Source organism: Haloarcula sp. CGMCC 1.6347, assembly GCF_037078395.1.
GTDB classification, from domain to species: domain Archaea; phylum Halobacteriota; class Halobacteria; order Halobacteriales; family Haloarculaceae; genus Haloarcula; species Haloarcula amylolytica.
In genome coordinates this window covers 911,451-934,912 of record NZ_JAYMGX010000001.1, presented here as the reverse complement: position 1 = coordinate 934,912, position 23,462 = coordinate 911,451, and the positions used below count along the sequence as shown (strand labels likewise).

The window sequence follows — 23,462 nt, the reverse complement described above, 5'->3', positions numbered from 1 at the left end:
ACGGAAAGAAGCGGCCGTGAACGTTCCGGTATCGCTATAAGGGATGAATCTGTAGTTTCGAATATGCCTCATATTTGTCGGAACTGCAAGCGGACCTTCGGCACAGAACTCGAACTCGAACTCCACCGCGACACATGTTCGGACGGGCAGCTCTACTGCGACGAATGTGGCGACCGGTTTACCGAGCGAGCGGCAACGGAAGACGGCTGGCACTATCGATGTCCGAATGACGACTGTGACGGCACCGGGATCGACGACGACATCCACAAAGTATCGGACGCACGCGTAACCAAACAGTAGCTGGCAGGAAAACAGGCCGAGCCGACAGTAACACCGACGATAATGCTGGGAAATACGCCGCACACCTGTTCCGCTGGCCAGCAGATGTAAATGCACGTCTAACAAATCGATGCGGAAGTGACAGACCCAGATCGCCGCTCAGATCGCCTGCCAGCCCTTATTCAGGGAGTCGGGTGGCTGCTCCTCCTCGGAGGCGTCGCTAACTATTTTTATTTCTCTGATTCCGGCTTATCAGCGCTTGTTACTGCTGATTTCGTGGTCAGTATGCTGGCAATCGTTCCGTTTGCAGCGGCGATCATCGTCGGCGGGTTCTGGCTGAGTAACTCGGAGATCGATCCGGACCACTACCGGCGTATCGGGGTCTGGTTCGCTGGGGGGCTGGTTTCTTTTCTGCTGTTGAATGTGGCGATGATTCTAACCTGGCCAACGGGGTCGCTAAGTGAGGACATCGGCTGGGCGCTGTTTGCGGCTATCGTCGGCGGCTTCGGTGGCCTCATGATGGGAATCTTCGAAGCGCGCGCGATATCCCGAGCCGTCGAGGCCGAGCGACAGCGACTCCATCGGGAGGCCATCGAGCAGCGCAACGAACGCCTCGACGAGTTCGCGGCCGTCGTGGCACACGACCTCCGGAACCCGCTCAACGTCGCATCTGGTCAGCTGGAACTCGAACGAATGGACCGCGACTCGGAACAGCTGGAGACGGCTGCGACAGCGATGGACCGAATGGAAACGCTCATCGACCGGACGCTGACGCTGGCTCGAAGCGGACACGTCATCAGCGATACGGAGGCCGTTGATCTGGCAGAACTGGTCGATAGCTGCTGGGAGGCCGTGCCGACGATGGACGCGACGCTCGAAAACGAAGTGACAGCCGTCATCGACGCCGACCCGGATCGGCTCCGTCACCTGTTCGAGAACCTGTTTCGGAACAGTGTGGAACACGGGTCCACGAGCGCTCAAGCGAAGTCCGACGACGCCATCGAACGTGGCAGTGCTGACCTGACGATTCGTGTCGGCGAGATATCTGGTGGGTTTTACGTCGCCGATGACGGCTCCGGAATCCCGCCCGAAAAGCGTGATGCGGTGCTCGACGACGGCTACACCACCACGGACGGTGAAGGCGGGCTGGGGCTGGCAATCGTCCAGCGCATCGTCGAAGCCCACGGCTGGGACATCGACGTGACCGAAAGCGACGGGGGCGGGACACGCTTCGAGATTACGGACATCACGAGAACGGATAGCTCCGAGAAAGACACCTACACGCGCTCGAAGACGCCGATACAGCCCTGACGGGTCGACGCGGTCGCTGCCTACGCCTCGCGTCGCCGTGCGATAGCAGCGACGTGCTGGCACGCTCGGGCACACACCGGAGCGTAGCCAGTCGCCAGCGGCGGAATCTCGAACCCAACGACGGAGCCGGCAGCCCGTTCCTCGGCGAAGTGACCTGTTGCGGGGAGCCGAGCGACGTTCCACGTCCAGCGATACGGCGCACACGCCGTCACTTCAAACGGGAGCCACACCACGCCAGCAGCGCGAACGCGGCCGGTCGTCCCGTCATCGATGTATCGGGTGTCTGTCTCGACGGCTGTGACCGACGGCCCCCAGTCTGACCAGCAGTCGGTGTCGGTCAGGACATCCCACACGGTGTCGACCGACGCATCGACGTCGTGCCGGACGATCAGCCGTCGCCCGTCCGGTGTTTTCTCGATCGAAACACTGTTCGTGCCGAGTTCGAGTGCCATTATCAGAAGCAATAGGCTGGAGCCAAGGTATAGGTTGGTTCACTCACAATCAATCGCCAGATGATTGACGCCCGGGACATTCGGAAGGAGTACGGCGGTTTCGTCGCTGTACAGGGCAGTTCGTTTTCGGTCGACCGCGGCGAGGTGTTCGGTATCATCGGGCCGAACGGGGCCGGCAAGACGACGACGCTGAAGATGCTGGCGGGCCTGTTAGAGCCGACGAGCGGCTCCGCCGAGATAGCGGGGCTCGACACAGAAACCGCGGAGATGCGCCAGCAGCTGGGCTTTCTGCCCGAGGAATCGCCGCTGTACGAGGAGATGACACCGATATCCTATCTGAAGTTCTTCGCGGACCTCTACGACGTGGACCCGGACGTGGCCGAGGAGCGGATGCACGACACGCTGGACGAACTCGAACTCGAACACCGCGACCGGAAGCTCGGCGACATGTCCAAGGGGATGAAACGGAAAGTCGCCATCGCCCGCTCGCTCATCAACGACCCCGACGTGCTCATCTACGACGAGCCGGCGTCGGGACTGGACCCGCTGACGACGAACTACGTCATCGAGTTCACCGAGCAGTTGGCGAAAGAGGGTAAGACCATCGTTTTCTCTGCACACAATCTCTTTCACGTCGAATCTATCTGTGACCGGGTCGTCATCATGAACGAGGGCGAAATCGTCGCCCGCGGCGACCTCGAACAGCTTCAGGCCGAGTACGGCCACACGCGGTATCACGTCTACACCACCGTCGACGTGCCCGGCGCAGCCAAGGAAAACGGCACCTACGAGCGCGTCGTCGAGAGCATGGAGGCAGTCGAAACGACACGCAGGCAGGCCGAGAACCGGGGCGGCGACGTGGTCGACATACGGACGGAGGAGTCCAGCCTGGAGGAGGTGTTCCTCAACGTCGCCGAGGCCGGGACGCGTGGCACGCGGTACGTCGAGGAGGACCCGGAGTAGATGCAACCCGACAAGCTCCTGCGCGTCGCGAAGTGGGAGGTGACGAAAAACGCTGGCGGTGTCGACAAGCGGACTATCGTCGTGATGGCGCTGTCGCTCGTTGCGATGGGCGCGGTCGCCGCGATAGCCGTCAGCGGCGGTACCGGTGCGGGCATGGACGACGGCATCTACCGTATCGGCGTCGACGAGAGCAGTCCCTACTACGGCGTCGCGGCCGACGACCGGACGTTCGACATCCGTGAGCCTGACCCCACCGCCATCGAGCGACGCCAGCAGGAACTCCTGTATCGGGGAAGCCAGCTCCAGAGCGTTCCACGGACGGCCAAAGAGCGAGCGGCGCTGGCCGAACTCCGCGACAGTACGGCGCAGTACAACGACCGGACACTCGCTCGGGACGACAACCAGACCGCCGCGTTCCCCGTTTCTGTGACGCTCGTCTACGAGCAACAGTCGGGGAGCAGCCAGCTCGACCCCCGAGGCGGCGACAGCAGTGACGGGTCGGGTTCTGCGGACGGCAGTGGGACGAGTACCGGCGGCAGCGGTGACGGGTCGGACACGGGCGGCACTGGCGGCTCAGCCACGAGCAGCAGCGGTGACGGCGGAACCGCCGGTGGCAGCGGTGCGAACCTCGGCGCTATCGGCGCGCGATTGACCGGCGACGTGCAGGGTGGCACCCCCTCGGACATCTCGCCGCCGTTCCCCTTCGAGTCGCTCGTGCTCGCCTTCCTCTACATCGTCCCGATGAACTTCGTTATCCAGGCCTACGGCTCGTCGATGCTCTCCGAACGGCTGAACCGCCGCGGCGAACTCCTGCTGGTGACGCCCGCCTCGCGGGGGGACATTATCGGCGGGAAGACGCTCCCGTACTTCGTGGGTGCTGTCGGCGTAGCGGCGCTCATCACCGCGGCGCTGCGGTTCGGGAACATCGCGCCGGCGGGGAGCTACGTCGCGGTGCTGGCGGTGGTCCCGCTCGTCGTTCTGTTCCTCTCGGCGACGTTCTGCGGGGCGATGTTCGCCCGCTCGTTCAAGGAACTCACCTTCGTGACGGTGACGATAACGGTGACACTGACCTCGTACGCGTTCGTCCCGGCCATCTTCACCGACGTGACGCCGATTGCGCTCATCTCGCCGCTGACGCTGGTCGTGCTCGACCTGACCGGCCAGTCGGTCGGGCTCTCGTCGTTCGTGTTCTCGGTGACGCCGCCGCTGCTGACCGGGCTGGTGCTGTTCGGTCTGGGAGCCGGTCTGTACCGGGAAGAGGATATGTTCACCCAGCGACCGATTCCGCTGAAGGTGCTCGACGCGCTGGCCGGTGGCATCAACTCCCGCCGGAGCGCGCTAAAGATGAGTATCATTCTGCTGCCGCTGGTCATCGTCGCCGAACTGGCAGCCATCGCGTTCCTGTTCGTCCTCGATTCGGTGTCGCTGAACGTCTTCGGCACGAACCAGTCGCTCGGCATCGTGCTCGTACTCGGCGTCATCGTCGTCGTCGAGGAACTGGCAAAGAGCCTGCACGTCTACGCCGGCTACGAGCACGCCCGCTACGAGCGGACGCTCCGGTCGGCGCTCGGCATCGGCGCGCTCTCCGGGCTCGGCTTCTTCATCGGAGAGAAAGGCCTGCTTATCGCCAGGCTCTCCGACCTCGAAAGCCTGCCCATCGGGGAAGCCGCCCTGCAGGGCGCGACGTTGCCTGCCGGCCTGCCGCTGTGGGTTGCTGGGTTGCTGTTCCTGCTCCCGCTGGCACTGCACACGGTGACAGCGGCCATCTCGTCGGTGGGCGCGAGCCGCGGGCGACGGGCCTATCTCGGTGGATTGGTGCTGGCTATCGTCATCCACTTCGCCTACAACTTCGCGGTGGTGAGCACCCTTGTCTGACGACCGCCCCATCTGGCGCGACCCGCGGGTCGTCGTGGCCCGGCGGGACATCCGGTCGCTGTCCCGCGAGAAGACCATCGTGCTGGCGCTGCTCATTCAGCTGTTCGTCGCGGGGTTCTCCTCGTTCCTCGTCGTCGGCCTCACGTCGCTGTACGACCCCAGCTCGGTCGCGGCCGGTGAAGTGGAGATGGCCGTCACCGGTGACGCCCGCGAGGAACTGGAGGCCGCGGCCGCTGAACAAGATGGGACCAGCGTCACCGCCTTCGAGAACGAGACCGCCGCACAGCGGGCGTTCAATCAGCGCCGGGTGGACGCGATACTGCGCGGCGACTACGTCCCGTCGACGCGCGGGCCAGGGGAGCAGATAGCGGTCACCGCTGTCGTGCCGGAGGGGAGCATCCGGTCGACGCTCATCGTCGTCGAAGTGCGCCGGGTCCTCAGCGGGCTGGAGCGCCAGGAGCGCCTGGAGCGGACGCCGTATCTCGATAAGCCGCCCGTGCCGCTCCCGGACACTGTCAGCGCGAGCCAGTACTTCGGGTTCACCTACACCATTCTGATTCCGCTGCTCCTGTTCCTCCCGCCGTTCATCAGCGGCTCAGTAGCCGTCGACACCGTCACCGAGGAAATCGAACGCGGGACGATGGAACTGCTCCGCGTGGCCCCGGTGTCGCTGCTCGACATCATCGACGGGAAGGCCCTGGGCATGGTGTTACTCGCTCCTGCGCAGGTGCTACTGTGGCTCGGATTGCTGTCCACGAACGGCATCGCCGTCTCGAACCCGGCGGCGATTCTGCTGTTCATCACTGCCGTCACCGTCGTCGTCGTGACGCTCGGGGTCGTGCTGGGCATCACGCTCCAGAACCGTCGCCCGGCGCAGTTGCTGTTCTCCGTGCTCACTCTCGTGCTGTTCGGCGGGGCCGTGCTCCTCCCGGAACACCCGGCGACCACGGTGGCGAAGCTTGCGGTCGACAGCCCGACCTTGCTGACCTACGGCCACGTCGGTGGCGCAGTGCTGGTGGCGGTCGCTGGCTACGCTGCCGCAAGGGTGTACATCGGCCGCATCGCCGCGGAAGCGCTGTAGAACGGAGGGAAGAAGAGCAGGCGTTACCCGTGGCCGTGTGGCTCCGCCGCCTCGTCGCGGATGACCATCACCTTCACTCGGCGGACGGCGTCGAAGTCCCGTAGCCGATAGGTGAGGTCCCGGACCCGCTCGGCCGGGCCGCGACAGAACAGCGATTCGAGACACCACTCGCCCTGATGGGTGTGACTGGTGTTGAGAATCACGTCCTGAAACGTGTGCTGGACGGCGTGGAGGTCCCGAATCACGTCGGCGTGGCGGTAGTCAAACCCGACCAGCGCTACCACGTCGCCGTCCATCGCCGCGAGCCGTGAGTGTCGCTCGACGTACTCCTCCATAGCCTCTCGCACCGCCCGCGAGCGGTTTTCCAGGTCCTGTTCGCGCCAGACGCGGTCGAACTCCGCGAGAAGGCCTTCGGGGATGTTGACGCTCGTTCGCATACCCGGATTGCCGTCGCCGGCCACAAAGGTCCCCGTATTACGCAGCCCTCGATTCCGTAGTAACAACCCTTAGGCAGGACCGTAGCGTCGGTGTGGTACATCGATGGCATACAGCGAGGCACTCGGCCTGTTTCTCGGGGCAATCGCCCTCGGCGCGGTTCACGGGCTCGAACCGGGCCACGGCTGGCCGGTCGCCGCGTCCTACGCCCTCGACCAGTCCAACGCGTGGCTGTCCGGCTTCGCGGCGAGCCTCCTGCTGGGCGTCGGCCACCTCGTCAGCAGCATCGCGATGGTGTTCGCGTTCTTCTACGCCAAGGCCTACTTCGACCTCACGGAGGCCAACGAGCCGCTGGAACTGGCCGCTGGCGTCCACATCGGCGGGCCGGTGAGCATCGTGGCCGGCTGTCTGCTTATCGTGCTTGGCATCCGTGAGTATCGGTACGGCCACGACCACGGGCATGGTGGGTCGACAGGAGACCCCGGACAGGGCGGGACGGCGGAGAACCACGACGGTGGAGCGCCGGCCGAACACGACCACACTCACTCTGAAACGCGTGCCCACCAACACCAGCACCAGCATCCCCGCGGCAGTGACCACTCTCACGGGACCGGCAGCGACGGCGACAGCGGCGGCCTATGGCCGCGGGTGTTCGGCAGACTCCCGCTCGTCGGCGGCCACTCCCACGCGCACGATGGTCTGGACGATGCCGCCGACCGGGGGCTGTTCGGCATCGCCTGGTTCGCCTTCCTGCTGGGGTTCGCCCACGAGGAGGAGTTCGAGATTATCGCCCTCTGTGCCGGCTCGCCGTACTGTCTCGAACTGATGAGCGCCTACGCGGTCACGGTCGTCGTCGCGCTCGTCGGCCTGACGATGGCGCTCGTCGCCGGCTACCAGCACCACGAGGCCGCCGTCGAACGGTATACGCCCTACCTCCCGTTGGTCTCCGCCGTCGTGCTCGTCACGATGGGTCTGGGGTTCGTGGCTGGCGTGCTCTGACGGACGGTTTCTCACCGCGGTCCGGCCGCTCGCCCCATCCTTTTTGCTCGGAGCGCCCGGGGTGGGGAACATGGAGTACACGACACTCGGGTCGACTGGTATGGAGGTCAGCCGGCTCTGTCTGGGCTGTATGAGCTTCGGAACCTCGGAATGGCGCGACTGGGTGCTCGACGAAGCGGAGAGCCGCGAGGTCATCGAGCGGGCCATCGACCTCGGCATCAACTTCTTCGATTCGGCCAACATGTACTCGATGGGCGAGTCCGAGCGCGTCCTCGGGACTGTCCTCGACGACTACGACCGCGACAGCCAGGTCGTGGCGACGAAGGGGTACTTCCAGATGGACGAGGACGACCCCAACTCCGGGGGGCTCTCGCGGAAAGCCATCGAGCAGGAGCTGTCGAACTCGCTTTCCCGGCTCGGCATGGACACCGTCGACCTCTACCAGATACACCGCTGGGACTATGACACCCCAATCGAACAGACGCTCCGGGCGCTGGATGACGCCGTCCGGCGGGGACAGGCGCGCTACGTCGGCGCGTCGTCGATGTGGGCCCACCAGTTCGCTGACTCTCTCCGGATGAGCGAGCGCGAAGGATTGGAGCGGTTCGAGACGATGCAGAACCACTACAACCTGCTGTACCGCGAGGAGGAACGCGAGATGCTCCCGCTGTGCGAGAAGGAGAACGTCGGCGTGATGCCGTGGAGCCCGCTGGCCCGGGGCTATCTCACCCGCCCGCACGAGCAGGTCGAGGAGACGGTCCGGGGCGAGACGGACGATTACGCCCGCGAGCACCCCTACTTCGAGGGTAACGGCCGTGAGGTCAACGAGCGCGTACAGGAACTGGCCGACGAGTACGACGCCTCGATGGCACAGATCGCGCTGGCCTGGGTGCTCGACAAGGAGTGGGTCGACGCGCCGATTATCGGGACGAGTAGCCTCGAACACCTCGAAGAAGCGGTCGCGGCGCTCGAAATCGACCTCTCTGCGAGCGACGTGGAGTGGCTGGAAGACCCGTACGAACCAGTTCGGGTGTCTGGCCACGAGTGAGCCGCCGAAACGGTTAACCCGCTGTGTGATGAAGCACTAGTTTGAGGACAGGTAACAATGACCAATGCTCGGGGGCCGAGCAGCGAGACACTCGAGGAGACGGCGGGCAGTGACGCCTGCGTCTGCTCGATAGGTAACGCGGTCGAACACTACGTGACCGGGATACTGGGGCTCGTCGCGACGCTCGTCATCGGCGTGCAGGCCTACCCCTGGCTCCAGGCCACCGCGGGCCCGTCGTATCTCGGGTCGACGTGGCTGGTGTTCAGTTTCGCCGCGGTCTGGCTCGTCTGCTGGATCGCACTGGAAGTCGCCTGGGAGTGGCGCGCCGGGCGCGTACACCTGCTGTGACAGACCGCTAGTCGCGAACGCCAGCCGCGGCTCGTTGCATCCCTTTGAAGTCGTCGTCGGAGTAGGCGATGAGTCGCACGTCTGTCAGGGAGTCGGGCTGGAAGTCGCTGGTCTCCTCGCAGATGATTCGGATACCCTCCTCGAAGTCGAATCCGGCGATACCACAGCCGATGGCCGGCAGGACCAGCGACTCACAGTCCAGCGCGTCCGCTTCTGCCAGTGCGTTCCGGGTTGCGGCGCGGATGCTCTCGGCGGTCGACTGGCCGGCCGGCGGCATCGCGGCGGCGTGGATGACGTACTCGGCGTCGAGGTCGTAGGCGTCGGTCGTCGCGACACCGCCGAGGTCGACCGGCCCCTTCGCGACGGCCTCGTCGTTCAGCCCCGACCCGGCCGCCCGCTTGAGCGCCCCGGCGACACCGGAGCCCATCTGCAGGCTCGTGTTCGCCGCGTTGACCAGTGCGTCCGCCGACTGTGCAGCGATGTCGCCCTGGATTACCTCGAACTCCATGCGCGATGCTGGGGGTGGAACGGTCAAAGTTTTAGCGCCGAAGCGACCGAGCGTATGGTAGTGAACTGTCACCGCGTCCCACGCCAGGCAGAAACCTGCTTGGCCCTTACTACCAGATATGGACCTGCTGACGATGACGTGGCGGGACGTGGGGTTCATGCACTGGCCGGTCGAGCCCGACATCGTCCAGTCGACGCTGCCGGACGGGCTCGCCGTCGACACGTACGACGGGCAGGCGTGGCTCAGTGTGGTCCCGTTCCAGATGGCGGACATCAGACCGCGAGGCAGCCCCATCGGGCGGTCCTTCGGCGAACTGAACCTCCGGACCTACGTGGTCGCCGACGGGACGCCGGGGGTGTACTTCTACAACCTGGACGCCGACGATCGGCTCAGCGTCACGCTGGCCCGGCGGCTGTTCCAGTTGTCATACTACCGGGCATCGATGCGGGTCCGGACCGACGGCGACAGCGTCGAGTTCCGGAGTAGCCGGACCAGTTCGCGCGCACCGCCGGCGGATTTCCACGCCACCTACGAGCCGACTGAGCCGCCGTCGACGCCCGAACCGGGCTCGGTGGAGTCGTTCCTCGTGGAACGGTACCGCTTCTACGCCGCGAGCGACGACGGGACGGTGTACTACGCCGACATCGACCACGAGCCGTGGCCGCTTCAGGCGGGACGAGCGGATATCCGGACGAACGGGCTCTTCGCCGCATCGGGGTTCGACAGTCCCGACGGCGAGCCGCTCGTCCACTACTGCGCCGAGATCCCGGTGACTGCGGGGCGACTCCACCGGCTCGACGGGGTCGCCCAGTACACTGATTAGCGTGTCGGCCCCAGTGAGGGTGTGGTCGCCCTCCGTCCGCTGCAGGTCACGCTCGACGACGTTTGCTTCTGTCACTGGCCGGTCCCCGAGACAGCGGTGCAGGCGGCAGTCCCCGACTGGCTCACCGTCGAGACGGCCGACGGCGACGCCTGGGTGTCGGCCGTTGCGGCGACCGTCGACCGCGTCGAGACGTTCGGTATCGAGGTCGCCGGGCCGTCGGAGTTGCTCACGGTTCGGACCTACGTCCGCGGGCCGACCGGTCAGCGCGGGGTCTGCGTGCTGGCGCTGTTCGGTGACGACAGGCGGACAACGACGGCGGTTTCGGAGCTGTTTCGCATCACAGTCGGTGACGCTACCCCGCGAACGCTCTCAACGGCCGACCGTCGCCGGGTCCTCGACGCCGGGGAGCGGCGACTGTTCGAGTGCCGGTACACGGCTGGCGGTGACCCAGTGGCAATTCCACCGGACTCACTGGCCTCGTTCCTCGTCGACCGACAACGGTACTTCACAACCGGGCGCTTCGGGACGCATCTCGTCGGCAGCGTCGGCCACGACCCGTGGCGACTCGACCGCGTTGACGCCACTGTGACCGGGTCAGTACCCTCACTGGTTGACATATCTGATCGTGAGGCAGAGCCGTTAGTCCATCACAGTCCTGGACTTCGGGTTTCGATTGCCCCACCGGTACCGCCCTAGCCGGGACCAGCGGGCAACCTAGCTCCCTTGAAATATAAGTACGGACAGGCCGTTGGGGGAACAAGGACCCTGCCGCCCATATGACATCTGAAAGTAATATACGAACGCTTGTTGTTGACGACAGCGATTTTTTCGCGGAGATGACCGCTGATACGCTCACGCAACAACACGGCATCGAGTCCGTTGCTGCAAACAGCGCTACGGAAGCGCTGGAGCGACTCGACGGGGGCGGGTTCGACTGCGTCGTCAGTGACTACGAAATGCCAGAGATGGACGGGCTGGAGCTCCTCGAAGCGATCAGGGAGACAAACCCGTCTATCCCGTTCATTCTGCTAACCGGGCGAGGGGACGAAGAGACGGCGAGCGCGGCTATTGCGGCGGGAGTCGCCGACTACCTCCTGAAGCTCGAAGTCGTCGAAGACAAGCAGTACGGTCGGCTTGCAAACCGGATCGAGAACGTCGTTTCACAGGAGCGAACGCGCAAGAAGTTCGAATCGCTCGTATCGGATTCGCCGGATGGTATCGTCCACCTGACGACTGACGGGACCCTCCTCTCAGTGAATCCCTCGATGGCACGCAGACTGGGTGCCGACCCCGATGCGCTCATCGGACAACAACTGAGCGAAGTGATGGACAGCGAGGCGGCCAGCCAGCGTCTCGAAGCCGGGAAAAGTGCGGTCGAGAACGGTACTGCGACACGATCCGAGGACGCCGTCGGGGGGCGGCATTACCACAACCAGTATATCCCCGTCGACAGCCATCGCAAGGCGGATACCTTCCAGTTGGTCTCACGCGACATCACTGAACGCGTCGAACGCCAGCGCGAACTGGAGCGCCAGAACGAGCGGTTAGAGGAGTTCGCCAGCGTCGTCAGTCACGACCTCCGGAACCCGCTGAACGTCGCGCAGGGCGCGGTCGATTTGCTCGGGGAGCCTGCCGACAGCGAAGAGGCCGAACTGATCGCCAAGATCGACCGGTCGCTGGACCGGATGGGCTGTATCATCGAGGACGTACTCACACTGGCACGGCAAGGCCAGACTGTCAGTGATCCGAAGGAGACGGAGCTATCCACGCTGGCGTCGACTGCGTGGACCTGGATCGAGGCGGAACAGGCCTCCATGTCGGTCGAGTCGAGCACGGAACTCGCCGCCGACAGTGGGCGCGTGCAGGACCTGCTGGCGAACCTGTTTCGAAACGCAATCGAACACAACGACGGCGACGTCGAAATCGAGGTCGGACTGCTGGAATCCAACGACGGGTTCTACATCGCGGACAACGGCGAAGGTGTCGAGGAAGACGCCGACGACGTGTTCGAGATGGGCTACTCTTCGACGGAGGACGGAACCGGGTTCGGCCTGGCTATCGTCGAACAGGTCGCCGAGGCCCACGGCTGGGAAGTGTCACTGACTGATAGCGACAGCGGCGGGGCGCGCTTCGAGGTGACGGACGTCGAACTACATGACTGAGACGGACTTTTCACTGCCGGGTTCCGAGGAGGAGTAATGACAGTTGCGGGGGCTATCATCGACCTGGACGGAACGGTGTACCACGGTGACACGCTGTTGCCGGATGCGGCATCGGCAATCGACGTGCTCAGGGAGCGAGGCCTGGGAATCTGCTTTTTTTCAAACAACCCCATCCACGACGGGAGCGAGTACGTCAAACGATTGCGAGGGCTGGGCGTCGACGCCCGCGAGGGGGAGGCCTGTTCCTCCGGCGTCGTCACCCGCGAGTACCTCGACGGGACCCACGCGGGAGACAACGTGTTCGTCATCGGGAGCGACCAGCTCCGTGCGCTGGTCGAAGGGACGAGCGCGCGCTTAGTCGAGAACCCCGCCGAGACCGACGTGTTACTGGCCTCCTGGACGGACGGCTTCCACTACCACGACATGGTCGACGCGCTCCGGGCCGTCGACGACGACACCGTCTTCCTCGGGACCGACCCGGACCGGACGTTCCCCGGCGAAGACGGCGACCCGGTCCCCGGCTCCGGGGCGATAATCAACGCCGTCGCCGGGGTCATCGAACGGGACCCGGACAGGATACTCGGGAAGCCTTCAGAGATTGCTGTTCAGGCGGCGCTAGAACGACTGGACTGTGCGCCGGCGGATTGTCTCATCGTCGGTGACCGGCTGGAGACGGACATCGCGATGGGCGAGCGGAACGGAATGACGACCGTTCTCGTTCGGACCGGCGTCTCCAACGAGCGGTCGCTGGAACGGAGCGCAGTGACGCCCGATTACGTCATCGACTCGTTAGCAGACATCGAGCAGGTGCTTACATCGCTCGACGAGTGACACGAAACTGGTAATTCACCTGCGACTTTATTTCGACGGCGACCGTAGCTTTGCCTGGTGTTTCCAATGGGCAAAGACATCCTCATGATCGTCGGCGATTTCGGCGAAGACTACGAGATAATGGTGCCGTTCCAGGCGCTGCAGATGGTCGGCCACGAGGTCGACGCGGTATGTCCCGACAAGGAGGCCGAAGAGACGGTCAAGACAGCGATACACGACTTCCGCGGCGACCAGACCTACATGGAGTCCCGGGGCCACGACTTCGTCCTGAACGCGACGATGGCCGACGTGACACCCAGCGACTACGACGCACTGTGTGTGCCCGGCGGTCGCGCCCCCGAGTATCTCCGGACGTACGACGAGGTCCTCGACGCGGTACGGCACTTCTTCGAGGAGGACAAACCCGTCGCGGCGCTGTGTCACGGGCCGCAGATTCTCGCCGCTGCCGACGTACTAGACGGCTACGAGATGACGGCGTACCCGGCCTGTCGCGCCGAGTGCGAGGGTGCCGGCTGCTCGTGGGTCGACGAGGTAGTCACCGACGGGAACCTCGTCACCGGACAGGCCTGGCCTGACCATCCCGAGTGGCTCGCGCAGTTCATGGACCTGCTCGGCGACGAAGTGTCCCACGGTGACCCGATCCCGGCCGACGATTGAACGCATTCGTTGGCTGAGCCATGCAGGATTGAGGAATTCATAACAAACAAATAACGCGGGCGTTTCCCTCCGTTGAGGCGGGTGGGTTCTGGCATAGTGCACCATTACGTTCGCCCGCCTCGTGTTACGTACGCTCGTCGTAACTATCGACAGGGTAGCACCAGATTTGTTACAGAGGGGCACGAAACGTCGGCTGCAATGCCCTCCAACACTTCACCACAGGACGACGACCGCGGCTGTCCGAAGTGCGGCCACACCGGCACTGACGTGGGTAACATCTCAACCACCGGCGGCGGCCTCTCGAAGATGTTCGACATCCAGACGAACCAGTTCCAGGTCGTCACATGTACGAACTGCGGCTACTCGGAGTTGTACCGTGACACAGGGTCCGCGGGCAGTGATCTGGCGGATATCTTCCTCGGCTGACGATGCCCGCCGTAACCGGGCTGTTCCTCGTGATCGCGTCGCTCGCGGTGGTCGCACCGCTGGTCCTGTACGCGCTGGTCCGAAGCGAGCACGATCAGCGCAACGAGATGGATCGCGAGACGGCCGAACGACTGGCCCGGCGTGATACGGACGACGACAGTCGGGTCCGGTGACCAACACGGGACCGTCGCGTCGATTGCAGGGTTGAGTCGTTCGCGTACTGCTCACACTGATTCAGCGGCGTGAGTTCCTAGTACCGTTGTACCTCTGAATAAACTCCAAACAATGGGAAAGTGTACCGATGTCGAACCTTTTATCATAATTCTCGCACAACGTCCGACCATGGTTGACAAAGAAGACCTCCGCTCACAGTTCGTTGACGCGTTCCAGGAAGCAGACTACCCGATCTCCAGTCCGATGGACCTCGTTCCGGCACTCCCGGGCGGCCCGTCGACGAAGTTCGAGTCCGGCGACTTCTCGATGACAGCGATGGAACTGAACACGAAGCTCAACGGGGAGTTCCCATACGACAACGTCGACGCGTTCGTCGACGACGTCATGGCTTCGCTCGAAGATCAGGACCTCATCTGAGCGGGCCATACCGGCTCCGGCCGCTTCACCGGTCTCGTGCGATAACTCGGGAGATTCCCGGACGAACGGGTCGGTAGCCGTACCCGCCAGACCCTTGAGCTTTATCAGGGCAACGTCCCTAGTTGGTATATGGTCGGTTTGCCGGGGATCGAGACGCTCGTTCGGACGTTCGGACCGTTTCTCATCCCCGCAACGCTGTTCGTTCTGGGTGCCATCGGCTATCTGTTCCTGTGGCTCCTGACACGGAACCGACGAGAAACGTACGCTGCTGACGACTGACGGCGGTCGGTCGAATGTGTCCGGTGCGCACAAAGTTGTTGGAATCGCCAATCTTTTGGGTTAGATTCGTCTAATTTGGTGTATGTTGAGTGCCAAGATGGAGGATTATCTGAAGGCCATCTATCGCCTCGAGCGGGACGGCGACCCGCCGATTGCTCCGTCTACTATCGCCGAGATGCTGGACGTTACGGCACCGACGGTCACCAGTATGGTCGAGAAACTGGCCGACCGCGGGCTGGTCGAACGCGAGAAGTACAAAGGCGTGCGGACGACGCCGGAAGGCGAGACGGTGGCCCTGGAGATTATCCGCCACCACCGCCTGCTTGAGACGTTTCTCACCGAGCAGTTGGGGTACGACTGGGCCGAGGTCCACGAGGAGGCGGAGGTGCTCGAACACCACATCAGCGAGGAGTTCGAGCGCCGGGTCGCGGCTGTCCTCGACGAACCGGAGTTCGACCCCCACGGGGACCCGATTCCCAGCGACTCGCTGGACCCCATCGACGACGAGTCCGCGACGGCGCTGTCAGAACACGACGAAGGGGGACGACTCGAAGTCGCACGGGTCCGGGACCGAGACCCCGACGAACTCACGTATCTCTCCGACGCCGGCATCACGCCGGGAACCGTGCTGACTGTCGAGGAGGTCGCCCCCATCGGGATGGTGACGGTCCAGCTAGAGAGCGGGTCGTCAGTGTCGCTTCCGGACCACATCGCCGACGCGATTCAGGTCCGTGCACCGGACACGCAGGGCGAAGACGGAGTGAGCCAAGCGTGAGCGACGCGACGTGGCTGACAGTGGTAGCGATAGCGGCCGGTGCGCAGTTGGCGGTCCTCCCCGGCGAGAAGGTCCAGTTCATCATCGCCGGGCTGTCGACGCGGTTCAATCCGTTCCTCGTCGTCAGTGCCGCGGGCACGGCTTTCGCCGGCTGGACGGCACTGGAGATCTGGTTCGGTTCCGCGATCACGTCGCTATTGCCCGGCATCGTCCTCGAAAGCCTCACCGCTGGGATGTTCCTGCTGTTCGCGATACTACTGCTCCGCAGTGCCCCGGCGGCCGGCGCGGAGCAACAGGAACCCGCGTCCGGCTTCACCACTGACGGCGGACAGCTAGACGTTCGCGTTCCCGTCGTCGACTGGCAAGTGCCGAACAGGCTCGGCGGCTTCCTGCCCATCTTCGCGATGATGGCCTTCGGCGAGTTCGGCGACAAGACCCAGCTCATTACGATCACGCTCGCCGCCCAGTACAGCGCCCACCCCAGCGCCATCTGGGCCGGTGAGATGCTGGCCATCATTCCGGTGAGCCTCGCCAACGCGCTGTTCTTCCACCGGTTCGCCCATCGCTTCAATCTGCGAACGGCCCACTTCGTCGGCGCAGGGCTGTTCCTGTTTTTCGCCGCCGACTTCGCCCTGAGCGTGACGATGGGGTTCTCGCTGTGGGAAACGATGGTCTCAGGTATCGCGGCGCAGATGGGCGTTTGAGACGGTGTGATACCGGCTGCTGTGTGAACGACAGAAGACTTTTCGAGAACGGCCGAACAGTTCTGGATGATGCCCTCTAGACGCACCGTCCTCACAGCAGGAACACTCTTTGCCCTCTCGGGATGTTCAGCACTCAGTCCTGCGAGCGCTCGGCTTGCCGGCGTGCGGCTAACGAACACCGGTTCGACGACACAGGAGTTCGAATGCACGGTCACGGTCGACCGCGAAACGGTGTACGACGAGACACACACCGTCGCCGCCGAAGAGGACGGCGCAACCGTGGAACTGGACGATGTGCTTCCGGACGAACAAGGGACGATAACGATAGCGACGGCCATCGCCGGGACCGATTTCTCGGAGGAAACGACGTTCGACGACGACAACTGTTACGACGTCGTCGTCGAGTACACCGGTGACAACGTAGTCCACTGGCAGAGCGGGAGCAGCGACTGTGACGCGTTCCGATGACTCGCTCACAGGCCGGCGTGTAGCCACCAACCGCGGCTCTCAGTTGCGACCGTCGGCCCCAGTCGGGGTCGTCGGTCAGTCGTGACTGATGCTGTCGAGTTCCCGTGTCTCATCCGGAGCGGCCGTCTGTCGGACTTTCCCGGCAAGGACCGAGAGGACGTAGATCCCCACGGCGACGAGAACGATGACGCCGCCGGCCGTCGCACCGGCGTAGTACGAGATACCGATGCCGAGCACGACGGCCAGTTCGGCCAGCACAATCGAGACCAGGAGCGATTCCGAGAAGCTCCGGGACACCTGCGTCGCGCCGGCCACCGGAACAACCAGCATGGCCGCGACGAGGATGACGCCCATTATCTGCATCGCGCCGACGACGACGAGCGCCGTCAGCATCACCATGATCCGGTTGTACCAGGCCACCGGGAGCCCGGAAACGGCGGCGGCGGTCTCGTCGAACGTGACGTACAGCAACTGGTTGCGGGTGAGCGCGACCGTTGCGACGATAACGCTGAACAGCCCGAGCATGATGACCGCGTTCTCGGCGGACACCGTCGAGAGGTTCCCAAAGAGGTACTGATTGATACCGACGGCCAGGCCGCCGGCGTTGAGGCTGATGAGGACCGTCCCCAGGGCGAACCCCGTCGAGAGGACGATAGCCATCGACACGTCGTTGTAGGCGTCGGTCGCTTCGGAGATGAGTTCGATGAGCAGCGCCGCGATGACGGCCACGACGACGGCGGTGAGATACGGCGAGACGCCCAGCTCGAAGACGCCGTTGAGAAACAGCCCGACGGCGACGCCGGCGAAGGCCGTGTGGGCAAGTGCGTCCCCGATGAGCGCGAGTTGGCGGTGGACGAGGAAGGTCCCGATGAGCGGCGCGATGACGCCGACGCACAGCCCGACCAGTATCGCCCGGTACATGAAGGTGTACTCGGGGCTGATGAGTTCCAGCCCGGTCAGGTGGTAGAGCTGTGTCAGGAGCCAGTACCACAGTTCGAGGACCGGGACGAACGCCTCGTAGACGCCGCCGGCAAACGCGAGCGTCATCCGTTGCCTCCGGCCAGCGACTGTGCACCCGTCCCGAAGGCTCTGGCCAGCGCCGCGCTGTCGGTGAATTCCGCCGACGGACCGTCGAAGTAGATTTCACCGTTCAGGCAGATGACGCGCTCCGCGTGTTCAGTGACGGCCTGCAGGTCGTGTTCGATGAGAAGGACGGTGATCCCCTCGGCGTGGAGCGAGTCGAGCAGTCCGTAGAAGGCGTCGACCGATTCGGTGTCCACGCCGACGGTCGGTTCGTCCAGCACGAGCAGGTCAGCCTCGCCCGCCAGCGCCCGGGCGATGAACGCCCGCTGGCGCTGCCCGCCGGAGAGCTGGGTGATTCGCCGGTCGGCGAAGGCCGACATCCCGACTGTGTCGATGGCCCTGTCGACGATACGCCAATCGGCCGCGGAGAGACGGCCGAACCCGACGTGTGGGAACCGGCCCATCTTCACCACTTCGCGGACCGTTATCGGCATCTCCCGGCTCGTCCCAGCGCGCTGTGCGACGTAGCCGACTCTGGCGCCGTCGTCGAATGCCGTCGCATCGACGCCGAACAGCTCCGCAGTCCCGGTATCGGGCTCCAGCAGGCCGAGCAGCAACTGCATGAGCGTCGACTTGCCGGAGCCGTTCGGGCCGACCACGGCGACGTACTCCCCGGCGTCGATACTGACACTGATGTCTTCGACGACGGGCGTGGAGGTGTACCCGAACGACACGTCCGCGAGTTCGACGACGGATGGCCTGTTCTCGTTCGATTCGGTCGTCGCTTCGTCGGCATCGTCTCGGTGGTCTGAGCGCATTGTCGATCTCATTCGAAGTTCCGCCAGGTCTCGCTCCAGCCGTCGGGACCCGCCTCTTCAGGTGCCGTGTTACCCAGAACGACCTCGAACGTCGGCATATTTATCCGATAGGCGATTTCCTCGTAGCCCCAGTCGTTTGCCACCCACTCCTCGCGGACGCCGGCATAGGGCGTCACCGGGTAGTAGGCTTCGACCGGTGTCTCGGCGATGAGCTGCTTTGCGGGCTTGCGCGTCTCGAAGACGCCGGCCCCGATATACCGGATGTCGTTGTCCTCGATGACCGATTTCGCCTCAGTGATGTCCGAGGGCTTCACGTCACCGCTGGCCGCGAGGTTGACCACGAGCGGGCGCATCTTGACGCCGTAGCGCGAGCCGATGTACTGGAAGGCGTTGTGTGCCGCGAGCTGGACCACGTCCCTCTCGGCGCGGTCAAAAATCTCGGCGTAGTCCGCGTCGATGCGGTCGAGGACCTCGGAGTTGTACGTCTCGGCGTTGTCCCGGAGCGTGGATTCGGCGTCCGGTGCGAGCGCGACCAGCCCCTCGGTGATGTTGTCGACCGACTGTTTCGCGCGCCGCGGGTCGAGCCAGAAATGGGGGTCGCTGGCCCTGTTCTGTCCGACGCCCTCTTCGTCGCGGTCGAGACTCGCCGCGAGCGATTCGAGTTCGATACCCTCGCGGACGTTGATGAGTTCGGTATCGACGTTGTCGTCTTCGAGCGTCTGAATCGCGCGGTCGGCCCAGGGCTGGAAGTCCGGGCCGACGTGAATGAACGCGTCCGCGTCGATGATATCCCGCGTGATGCTCGCGTCCGGTTCCCAGCCGTGGCCGTGCAGTCCGGTCGGGATGAGGTTCTCGACCGTTATCGGCGTTCCGCGTGCGACCTCGCGGGCGAAGTCGTAGAAACTGAAGAAAGACGCCACCGCGACCGGTCCGTCCGCGCCACTGGTGCCGTCGCTGCTGTTCGATGCCGATTCCGTCCCGCCACCGGTCAGACAGCCGGCAAAGCCGGACGCGAGGCCCCCTGCGCCGGCACTGAGTACCTGCCTGCGGGTGACGCTATACGGCTGGTCGCCACAGGGTTGGTTAGTTGCCATGTGTGAGTTGCTGTCGGAGAAGAATATAATAGTTTCTATCTAATTATAGAATTAGACTAGTCTAATAAGATGCGCCACTCCTGTCTGAAATGTGATCTTTGGCACAGGAACAAGCGGACACAACGAATAAACCGGTGCTCGAAGTTGGTCCGATATGCCCGGACTCGACGATACCGATCACGAAATCCTCCGACTGCTGCTCGAAGACGCCAGACGACCCTACAGCGACATCGCCGAACGAGTGGACCTCTCGGCCCCTGCGGTCTCCGACCGCGTCGACCGGCTCGTCGAAATGGGACTGATACAGGGGTTTACCGTCGATGTCGACCGCTCACTGTTACAGGCCGGCGTGCCGGTCCTGATCGAAGTAGACGCGAAGCCGGGTCGGGCCGCCGACATCGCTACAGCGGTCAGCGACGCAGACACCGTCGAGCGGGTCTATCGGACCGCCGGCGGCCGGGTGGTACTGGCGGCGAACGTCTCCCAGTCCGACGCGAGCGAACTCCTCGCCGAACACGTCGACCTCGGGGACGTGGACCGCTACGAGGTGCGGATGATCGCAGACAGCGAGTGGACCGTCGGACTGGGTGCGGCGGAGTTCGCGCCCGACTGCGCGGAGTGTGGCAACTCCGTCGACGAGGAAGGCGAACAGCGCACGCTCGACGGGGAGCGGTACTACTTCTGCTGTGGGTCCTGTGCGGAACGGTTCGTCGACCAGTACGAGTCGCTGAAAGACGGGGTCTGAGCTGTGAGTGGTACTTCGGAATAGTGTCTAAGCGACTGTTTGAGTTCACTTCTGAATCTAGTAGTCGAATCTGACCTTCGAATCGAAGGCACAAACCGCATGAATATGGGGGGCGTATAGTAAGACAAGATGAGTAACCGGACCACCCGGCTCGAACTGACGGGAATGAGCTGTGCCAACTGCGCGGGCACGATTGAGGAGTCGGTGGGCGAGTTGGACGGGATTGCGTCCGTCGACGCGAACTACGCCACCGACGAGGGGAGCGTCGAGTACGACCCTGACGTGGTATCGCTGGCCGATATCGTCGCCGCCGTCCAGGACGCCGGCTACGGCGTGGCGACGGAGACGGTGACCGTCGGCATCACCGACATGTCGTGTGCGAACTGCGCGGACACCAACGAGGAGGCGCTTGAAGCGACCGCCGGCGTCATCGAAGCCAGCGTGAACTACGCCACCGACGAGGCCCAGGTCACCTACAACCCGGCCGATGTGTCGCGTGCGGACCTCTACGACGCCATCGAGTCCGCCGGCTACACGCCTGTCAGAGAGGGTAGCGGGAGTGAAAACGTCGGTGACGGCTCCGGCGGGGAACAATCCGGCGTCGACCGCCGCGCCGCCGCGCGCGACGAGGAGACGCGAAGACAGCTCCGGCTCACGCTGTTCGGAGCGGTGCTCTCGGCCCCGCTCCTGCTGTTCATGGCGGACCACCTGTTCTCGCTCGGACTTATCCGCGATACGATTCTGGGGGTTCCGCAGGGCTGGGTCGCCTTCGCGCTCGCGACGCCGGTCCAGATTCTGCTGGGCAAGCCGTTCTACGAGAACTCCTACAAGGCCTTGGTCAACAACGGCCGGGCGAACATGGACGTGCTCATCGCCCTGGGCTCCTCGACGGCGTACCTCTACTCGGTGGCCGCGCTGTCTGGCCTCATCGCGAGCACGGGCCTGTACTTCGACACGGCCGCGCTGATTCTCGTGTTCATCACGCTCGGGAACTACCTCGAAGCCCGCTCGAAGAGCCAGGCCGGAGCCGCCATCCAGCAACTGCTAGAGATGGAAGCCGACACGGCGACGGTGGTCCGTGAGGACGGCAGCGAGGCGGAGATTCCCATCGACGAGGTGGGGGTCGGGGACCGGCTGAAAGTCCGCCCCGGGGAGAAGATTCCGACGGACGGCGTGGTCGTGGACGGCGGCTCGGCCGTCGACGAGTCGATGGTGACCGGCGAGTCCGTTCCGGTCGAGAAAGGCGAGGGCGACGAGGTCATCGGCTCGACGGTGAACCAGAACGGCGTCCTCGAAGTCGAGGCGACGAAAGTCGGCTCGGAGACCGCCATCCAGCAGATCGCAGAGCGGGTCCGGCAGGCCCAGTCCCGCCAGCCCGACATCCAGAACGTCGCCGACCGCATCTCGGCGTACTTCGTCCCGGCGGTCATCGCCAACGCCGTCCTCTGGGCGGTGCTGTGGGCGGTCGCACCGGAGACGCTGGCCGCGGTCGTCGACGCGCTCCCGCTGTGGGGACTGGCCGCGGGCGGGCCGGCCGGCGTGGGCGTAAGCGAGTTCGCTATCGTCGTGTTCGCCTCCGCCGTGCTCATCGCCTGTCCCTGCGCGCTGGGGCTGGCAACGCCCGCCGCGACGATGGTCGGGACGGCCATCGGCGCGCGCAACGGCGTCCTGTTCAAGGGCGGCGACGTGCTCGAACGGGTACAAGACGTCGATACCGTCGTCTTCGACAAGACGGGGACGCTGACGAAAGGCGAGATGGAACTCACAGATGTCGAGGTCGTCGGCCCCGCTACCGACGGCGGGACGCTCAAGCCCGAGCGCGAACGGACCGAGGAGTTCGTCCTCGAAGTCGCCGCGAGCGCCGAACACGCCAGCGAACACCCGCTGGCCGAGGCCATCGTCGACGGTGCACGCGAGCGCGGTATCGAGGTCGAAGACCCCGACGAGTTCGAGAACGTCCCCGGCCAGGGCGTGAAAGCGACGACGCGCCACGGCCGCGTCCTCGTCGGCAACCGGAAACTGCTGTCCGAGGCCGGCGTCGACACCGCACCGGCGGAGGACCGGATGGACGCCCTCGAACGAGAGGGCAAGACCGCGATGCTGGTCGCGCTGGCCGAGGACGCAGGCGGCGACGGCACCGGGGACGACAGCGGCTCGGACTACCGGCTCCTCGGCATCGTCGCCGACGCCGACACGGTGAAAGAATCCGCCAAGGCCGCTGTTAGCGGCCTGCGCGAGCGTGGACTCGGCGTCTGGCTCATCACCGGTGACAACGCGCGGACCGCGCGCGCTGTCGCCGAGGAAGTCGGCATCGACCCCGACAACGTCATGGCCGACGTGTTGCCGGAGGACAAGGCCGACGCCGTCGACGAACTCCAGAGCGACGGCGACCAGGCGATGATGGTCGGCGACGGGGTCAACGACGCGCCGGCGCTGGCCGCCGCGAGCGTCGGCTGTGCCATCGGCTCGGGGACCGACGTGGCAATCGAGGCCGGCGACGTGACGCTGCTCCGGGACGATCCCGCCGACGTGGTCAAAGCCATCCGGATATCCGAGGCCACGCTCCAGAAGATAAAGCAGAACCTCTTCTGGGCGCTCGGATACAACACGGTGATGATTCCGCTAGCCTCGCTGGGACTGCTCCAGCCGGTGCTGGCCGCCGCTGCGATGGCCGCCTCGTCCGTGTCGGTGCTCGCAAACAGCCTCGCGTTCCGCCGCTACACGCCGGATTCGGAATACCGGCTGTTCGGCTTCCTCCGTCGCTGAG

At 64.5% G+C, this 23,462-nt stretch carries 28 protein-coding genes; 22 read left to right on the top strand and 6 right to left on the bottom strand.

Going from position 1 to position 23,462, the window contains the following annotated elements:
• Window positions 1-63 precede the first annotated feature (63 nt).
• Window positions 64-300, top strand: coding sequence for a hypothetical protein (locus VI340_RS05060; protein ID WP_004593153.1), 237 nt, complete (start codon window positions 64-66; stop codon window positions 298-300).
• 264 nt (window positions 301-564) lie between these two features.
• On the top strand, window positions 565-1,590 hold the full coding sequence (locus VI340_RS05055; RefSeq protein WP_008309799.1) for a sensor histidine kinase: 1,026 nt from the start codon (window positions 565-567) through the stop codon (window positions 1,588-1,590).
• 20 nt (window positions 1,591-1,610) lie between these two features.
• Here the strand turns inward: VI340_RS05055 and VI340_RS05050 are convergent, their stop codons facing one another.
• A complete protein-coding gene (locus tag VI340_RS05050) occupies window positions 1,611-2,042 on the bottom strand; it encodes an SRPBCC family protein (protein ID WP_008309800.1) in 432 nt (143 codons plus the stop codon).
• A 60-nt stretch (window positions 2,043-2,102) separates the two neighbouring features.
• Here VI340_RS05050 and VI340_RS05045 point away from each other — a divergent pair, with 60 nt between their 5' ends.
• Genes VI340_RS05045 through VI340_RS05035 form a run of 3 tightly spaced genes read left to right on the top strand, consistent with a single transcriptional unit; the run spans window position 2,103 to window position 5,961 of the window.
• On the top strand, window positions 2,103-3,005 hold the full coding sequence (locus tag VI340_RS05045; protein ID WP_336357925.1) for an ABC transporter ATP-binding protein: 903 nt from the start codon (window positions 2,103-2,105) through the stop codon (window positions 3,003-3,005).
• A complete protein-coding gene (locus VI340_RS05040) occupies window positions 3,006-4,880 on the top strand; it encodes an ABC transporter permease (protein ID WP_008309804.1) in 1,875 nt (624 codons plus the stop codon). It abuts the gene before it with no gap.
• A complete protein-coding gene (locus VI340_RS05035) occupies window positions 4,873-5,961 on the top strand; it encodes an ABC transporter permease (protein ID WP_008309806.1) in 1,089 nt (362 codons plus the stop codon). Before VI340_RS05040 ends, VI340_RS05035 begins: the two co-directional genes overlap by 8 nt.
• A 23-nt stretch (window positions 5,962-5,984) precedes the next feature.
• Here VI340_RS05035 and VI340_RS05030 read toward each other — a convergent pair whose 3' ends face one another.
• Window positions 5,985-6,398, bottom strand: a complete 414-nt coding sequence (locus VI340_RS05030) for a CopG family ribbon-helix-helix protein (RefSeq protein ID WP_014040047.1) — start codon at window positions 6,396-6,398, stop codon at window positions 5,985-5,987.
• Window positions 6,399-6,501: 103 nt separating this feature from the next.
• Between VI340_RS05030 and VI340_RS05025 the strand changes: the two genes are divergently transcribed.
• From VI340_RS05025 to VI340_RS05015, 3 genes are all read left to right on the top strand, one after another.
• Window positions 6,502-7,395 (top strand): hypothetical protein, encoded by an 894-nt coding sequence (locus VI340_RS05025; protein WP_336357924.1) that lies wholly within the window; start codon window positions 6,502-6,504, stop codon window positions 7,393-7,395.
• A 70-nt stretch (window positions 7,396-7,465) separates the two neighbouring features.
• Entirely contained in the window at window positions 7,466-8,443 is a 978-nt protein-coding gene (locus VI340_RS05020; protein ID WP_336357923.1) for an aldo/keto reductase, read from the top strand.
• Between the two features lie 57 nt (window positions 8,444-8,500).
• Complete coding sequence (locus VI340_RS05015; protein WP_008309814.1) at window positions 8,501-8,791, top strand: hypothetical protein; 291 nt, start codon at window positions 8,501-8,503, stop codon at window positions 8,789-8,791.
• A gap of 7 nt (window positions 8,792-8,798) precedes the next feature.
• Here VI340_RS05015 and VI340_RS05010 read toward each other — a convergent pair whose 3' ends face one another.
• Window positions 8,799-9,299 carry a macro domain-containing protein gene (locus tag VI340_RS05010; protein WP_336357922.1) on the bottom strand — a complete coding sequence of 167 codons (501 nt, stop codon included), beginning with the start codon at window positions 9,297-9,299 and terminating at the stop codon, window positions 8,799-8,801.
• A gap of 118 nt (window positions 9,300-9,417) precedes the next feature.
• Between VI340_RS05010 and VI340_RS05005 the strand changes: the two genes are divergently transcribed.
• From VI340_RS05005 to VI340_RS04950, 12 genes are all read left to right on the top strand, one after another.
• Window positions 9,418-10,122 carry a YqjF family protein gene (locus VI340_RS05005; protein ID WP_336357921.1) on the top strand — a complete coding sequence of 235 codons (705 nt, stop codon included), beginning with the start codon at window positions 9,418-9,420 and terminating at the stop codon, window positions 10,120-10,122.
• A 21-nt stretch (window positions 10,123-10,143) separates the two neighbouring features.
• Window positions 10,144-10,818 carry a DUF2071 domain-containing protein gene (locus tag VI340_RS05000; protein ID WP_336357920.1) on the top strand — a complete coding sequence of 225 codons (675 nt, stop codon included), beginning with the start codon at window positions 10,144-10,146 and terminating at the stop codon, window positions 10,816-10,818.
• 80 nt (window positions 10,819-10,898) lie between these two features.
• A complete protein-coding gene (locus tag VI340_RS04995) occupies window positions 10,899-12,284 on the top strand; it encodes a response regulator (RefSeq protein ID WP_336357919.1) in 1,386 nt (461 codons plus the stop codon).
• A 36-nt stretch (window positions 12,285-12,320) separates the two neighbouring features.
• Complete coding sequence (locus tag VI340_RS04990; protein ID WP_336357918.1) at window positions 12,321-13,115, top strand: HAD-IIA family hydrolase; 795 nt, start codon at window positions 12,321-12,323, stop codon at window positions 13,113-13,115.
• 66 nt (window positions 13,116-13,181) lie between these two features.
• Window positions 13,182-13,772 (top strand): DJ-1/PfpI family protein, encoded by a 591-nt coding sequence (locus tag VI340_RS04985; RefSeq protein WP_008309823.1) that lies wholly within the window; start codon window positions 13,182-13,184, stop codon window positions 13,770-13,772.
• A gap of 198 nt (window positions 13,773-13,970) precedes the next feature.
• Window positions 13,971-14,198 carry a zinc ribbon domain-containing protein gene (locus tag VI340_RS04980; protein ID WP_008309824.1) on the top strand — a complete coding sequence of 76 codons (228 nt, stop codon included), beginning with the start codon at window positions 13,971-13,973 and terminating at the stop codon, window positions 14,196-14,198.
• A 2-nt stretch (window positions 14,199-14,200) separates the two neighbouring features.
• On the top strand, window positions 14,201-14,371 hold the full coding sequence (locus VI340_RS04975; protein ID WP_008309825.1) for a hypothetical protein: 171 nt from the start codon (window positions 14,201-14,203) through the stop codon (window positions 14,369-14,371).
• A 169-nt stretch (window positions 14,372-14,540) separates the two neighbouring features.
• Window positions 14,541-14,789, top strand: coding sequence for an MTH865 family protein (locus VI340_RS04970; protein ID WP_008309827.1), 249 nt, complete (start codon window positions 14,541-14,543; stop codon window positions 14,787-14,789).
• Between the two features lie 129 nt (window positions 14,790-14,918).
• The gene (locus VI340_RS04965) at window positions 14,919-15,068 is read left to right on the top strand and encodes a hypothetical protein (RefSeq protein WP_008309829.1); all 150 of its coding nucleotides are present in this window, start codon (window positions 14,919-14,921) and stop codon (window positions 15,066-15,068) included.
• 82 nt (window positions 15,069-15,150) lie between these two features.
• A complete protein-coding gene (locus VI340_RS04960; protein WP_049942917.1) occupies window positions 15,151-15,843 on the top strand; it encodes a metal-dependent transcriptional regulator in 693 nt (230 codons plus the stop codon).
• Entirely contained in the window at window positions 15,840-16,547 is a 708-nt protein-coding gene (locus VI340_RS04955) for a TMEM165/GDT1 family protein (protein ID WP_008309834.1), read from the top strand. The genes VI340_RS04960 and VI340_RS04955 overlap by 4 nt, the downstream gene beginning before the upstream one ends.
• 69 nt (window positions 16,548-16,616) lie before the next feature.
• Window positions 16,617-17,015, top strand: coding sequence for a hypothetical protein (locus tag VI340_RS04950; protein WP_049942918.1), 399 nt, complete (start codon window positions 16,617-16,619; stop codon window positions 17,013-17,015).
• A gap of 75 nt (window positions 17,016-17,090) precedes the next feature.
• On the opposite strand, the gene VI340_RS04945 is transcribed toward VI340_RS04950, so the two are convergent.
• Genes VI340_RS04945 through VI340_RS04935 form a run of 3 tightly spaced genes read right to left on the bottom strand, consistent with a single transcriptional unit; the run spans window position 17,091 to window position 19,950 of the window.
• Window positions 17,091-18,062, bottom strand: coding sequence for a metal ABC transporter permease (locus VI340_RS04945; RefSeq protein WP_008309836.1), 972 nt, complete (start codon window positions 18,060-18,062; stop codon window positions 17,091-17,093).
• Window positions 18,059-18,856 carry a metal ABC transporter ATP-binding protein gene (locus VI340_RS04940; RefSeq protein ID WP_008309838.1) on the bottom strand — a complete coding sequence of 266 codons (798 nt, stop codon included), beginning with the start codon at window positions 18,854-18,856 and terminating at the stop codon, window positions 18,059-18,061. The genes VI340_RS04945 and VI340_RS04940 overlap by 4 nt, the downstream gene beginning before the upstream one ends.
• Window positions 18,857-18,864: 8 nt before the next feature.
• Entirely contained in the window at window positions 18,865-19,950 is a 1,086-nt protein-coding gene (locus tag VI340_RS04935) for a metal ABC transporter substrate-binding protein (protein WP_336329658.1), read from the bottom strand.
• 154 nt (window positions 19,951-20,104) lie between these two features.
• On the opposite strand from VI340_RS04935, the gene VI340_RS04930 reads away from it, so the two are divergent.
• A complete protein-coding gene (locus tag VI340_RS04930; RefSeq protein ID WP_008309842.1) occupies window positions 20,105-20,695 on the top strand; it encodes a winged helix-turn-helix transcriptional regulator in 591 nt (196 codons plus the stop codon).
• Window positions 20,696-20,824: 129 nt separating this feature from the next.
• Window positions 20,825-23,461 (top strand): heavy metal translocating P-type ATPase, encoded by a 2,637-nt coding sequence (locus VI340_RS04925; RefSeq protein ID WP_336357917.1) that lies wholly within the window; start codon window positions 20,825-20,827, stop codon window positions 23,459-23,461.
• Window position 23,462 lies beyond the last annotated feature (1 nt).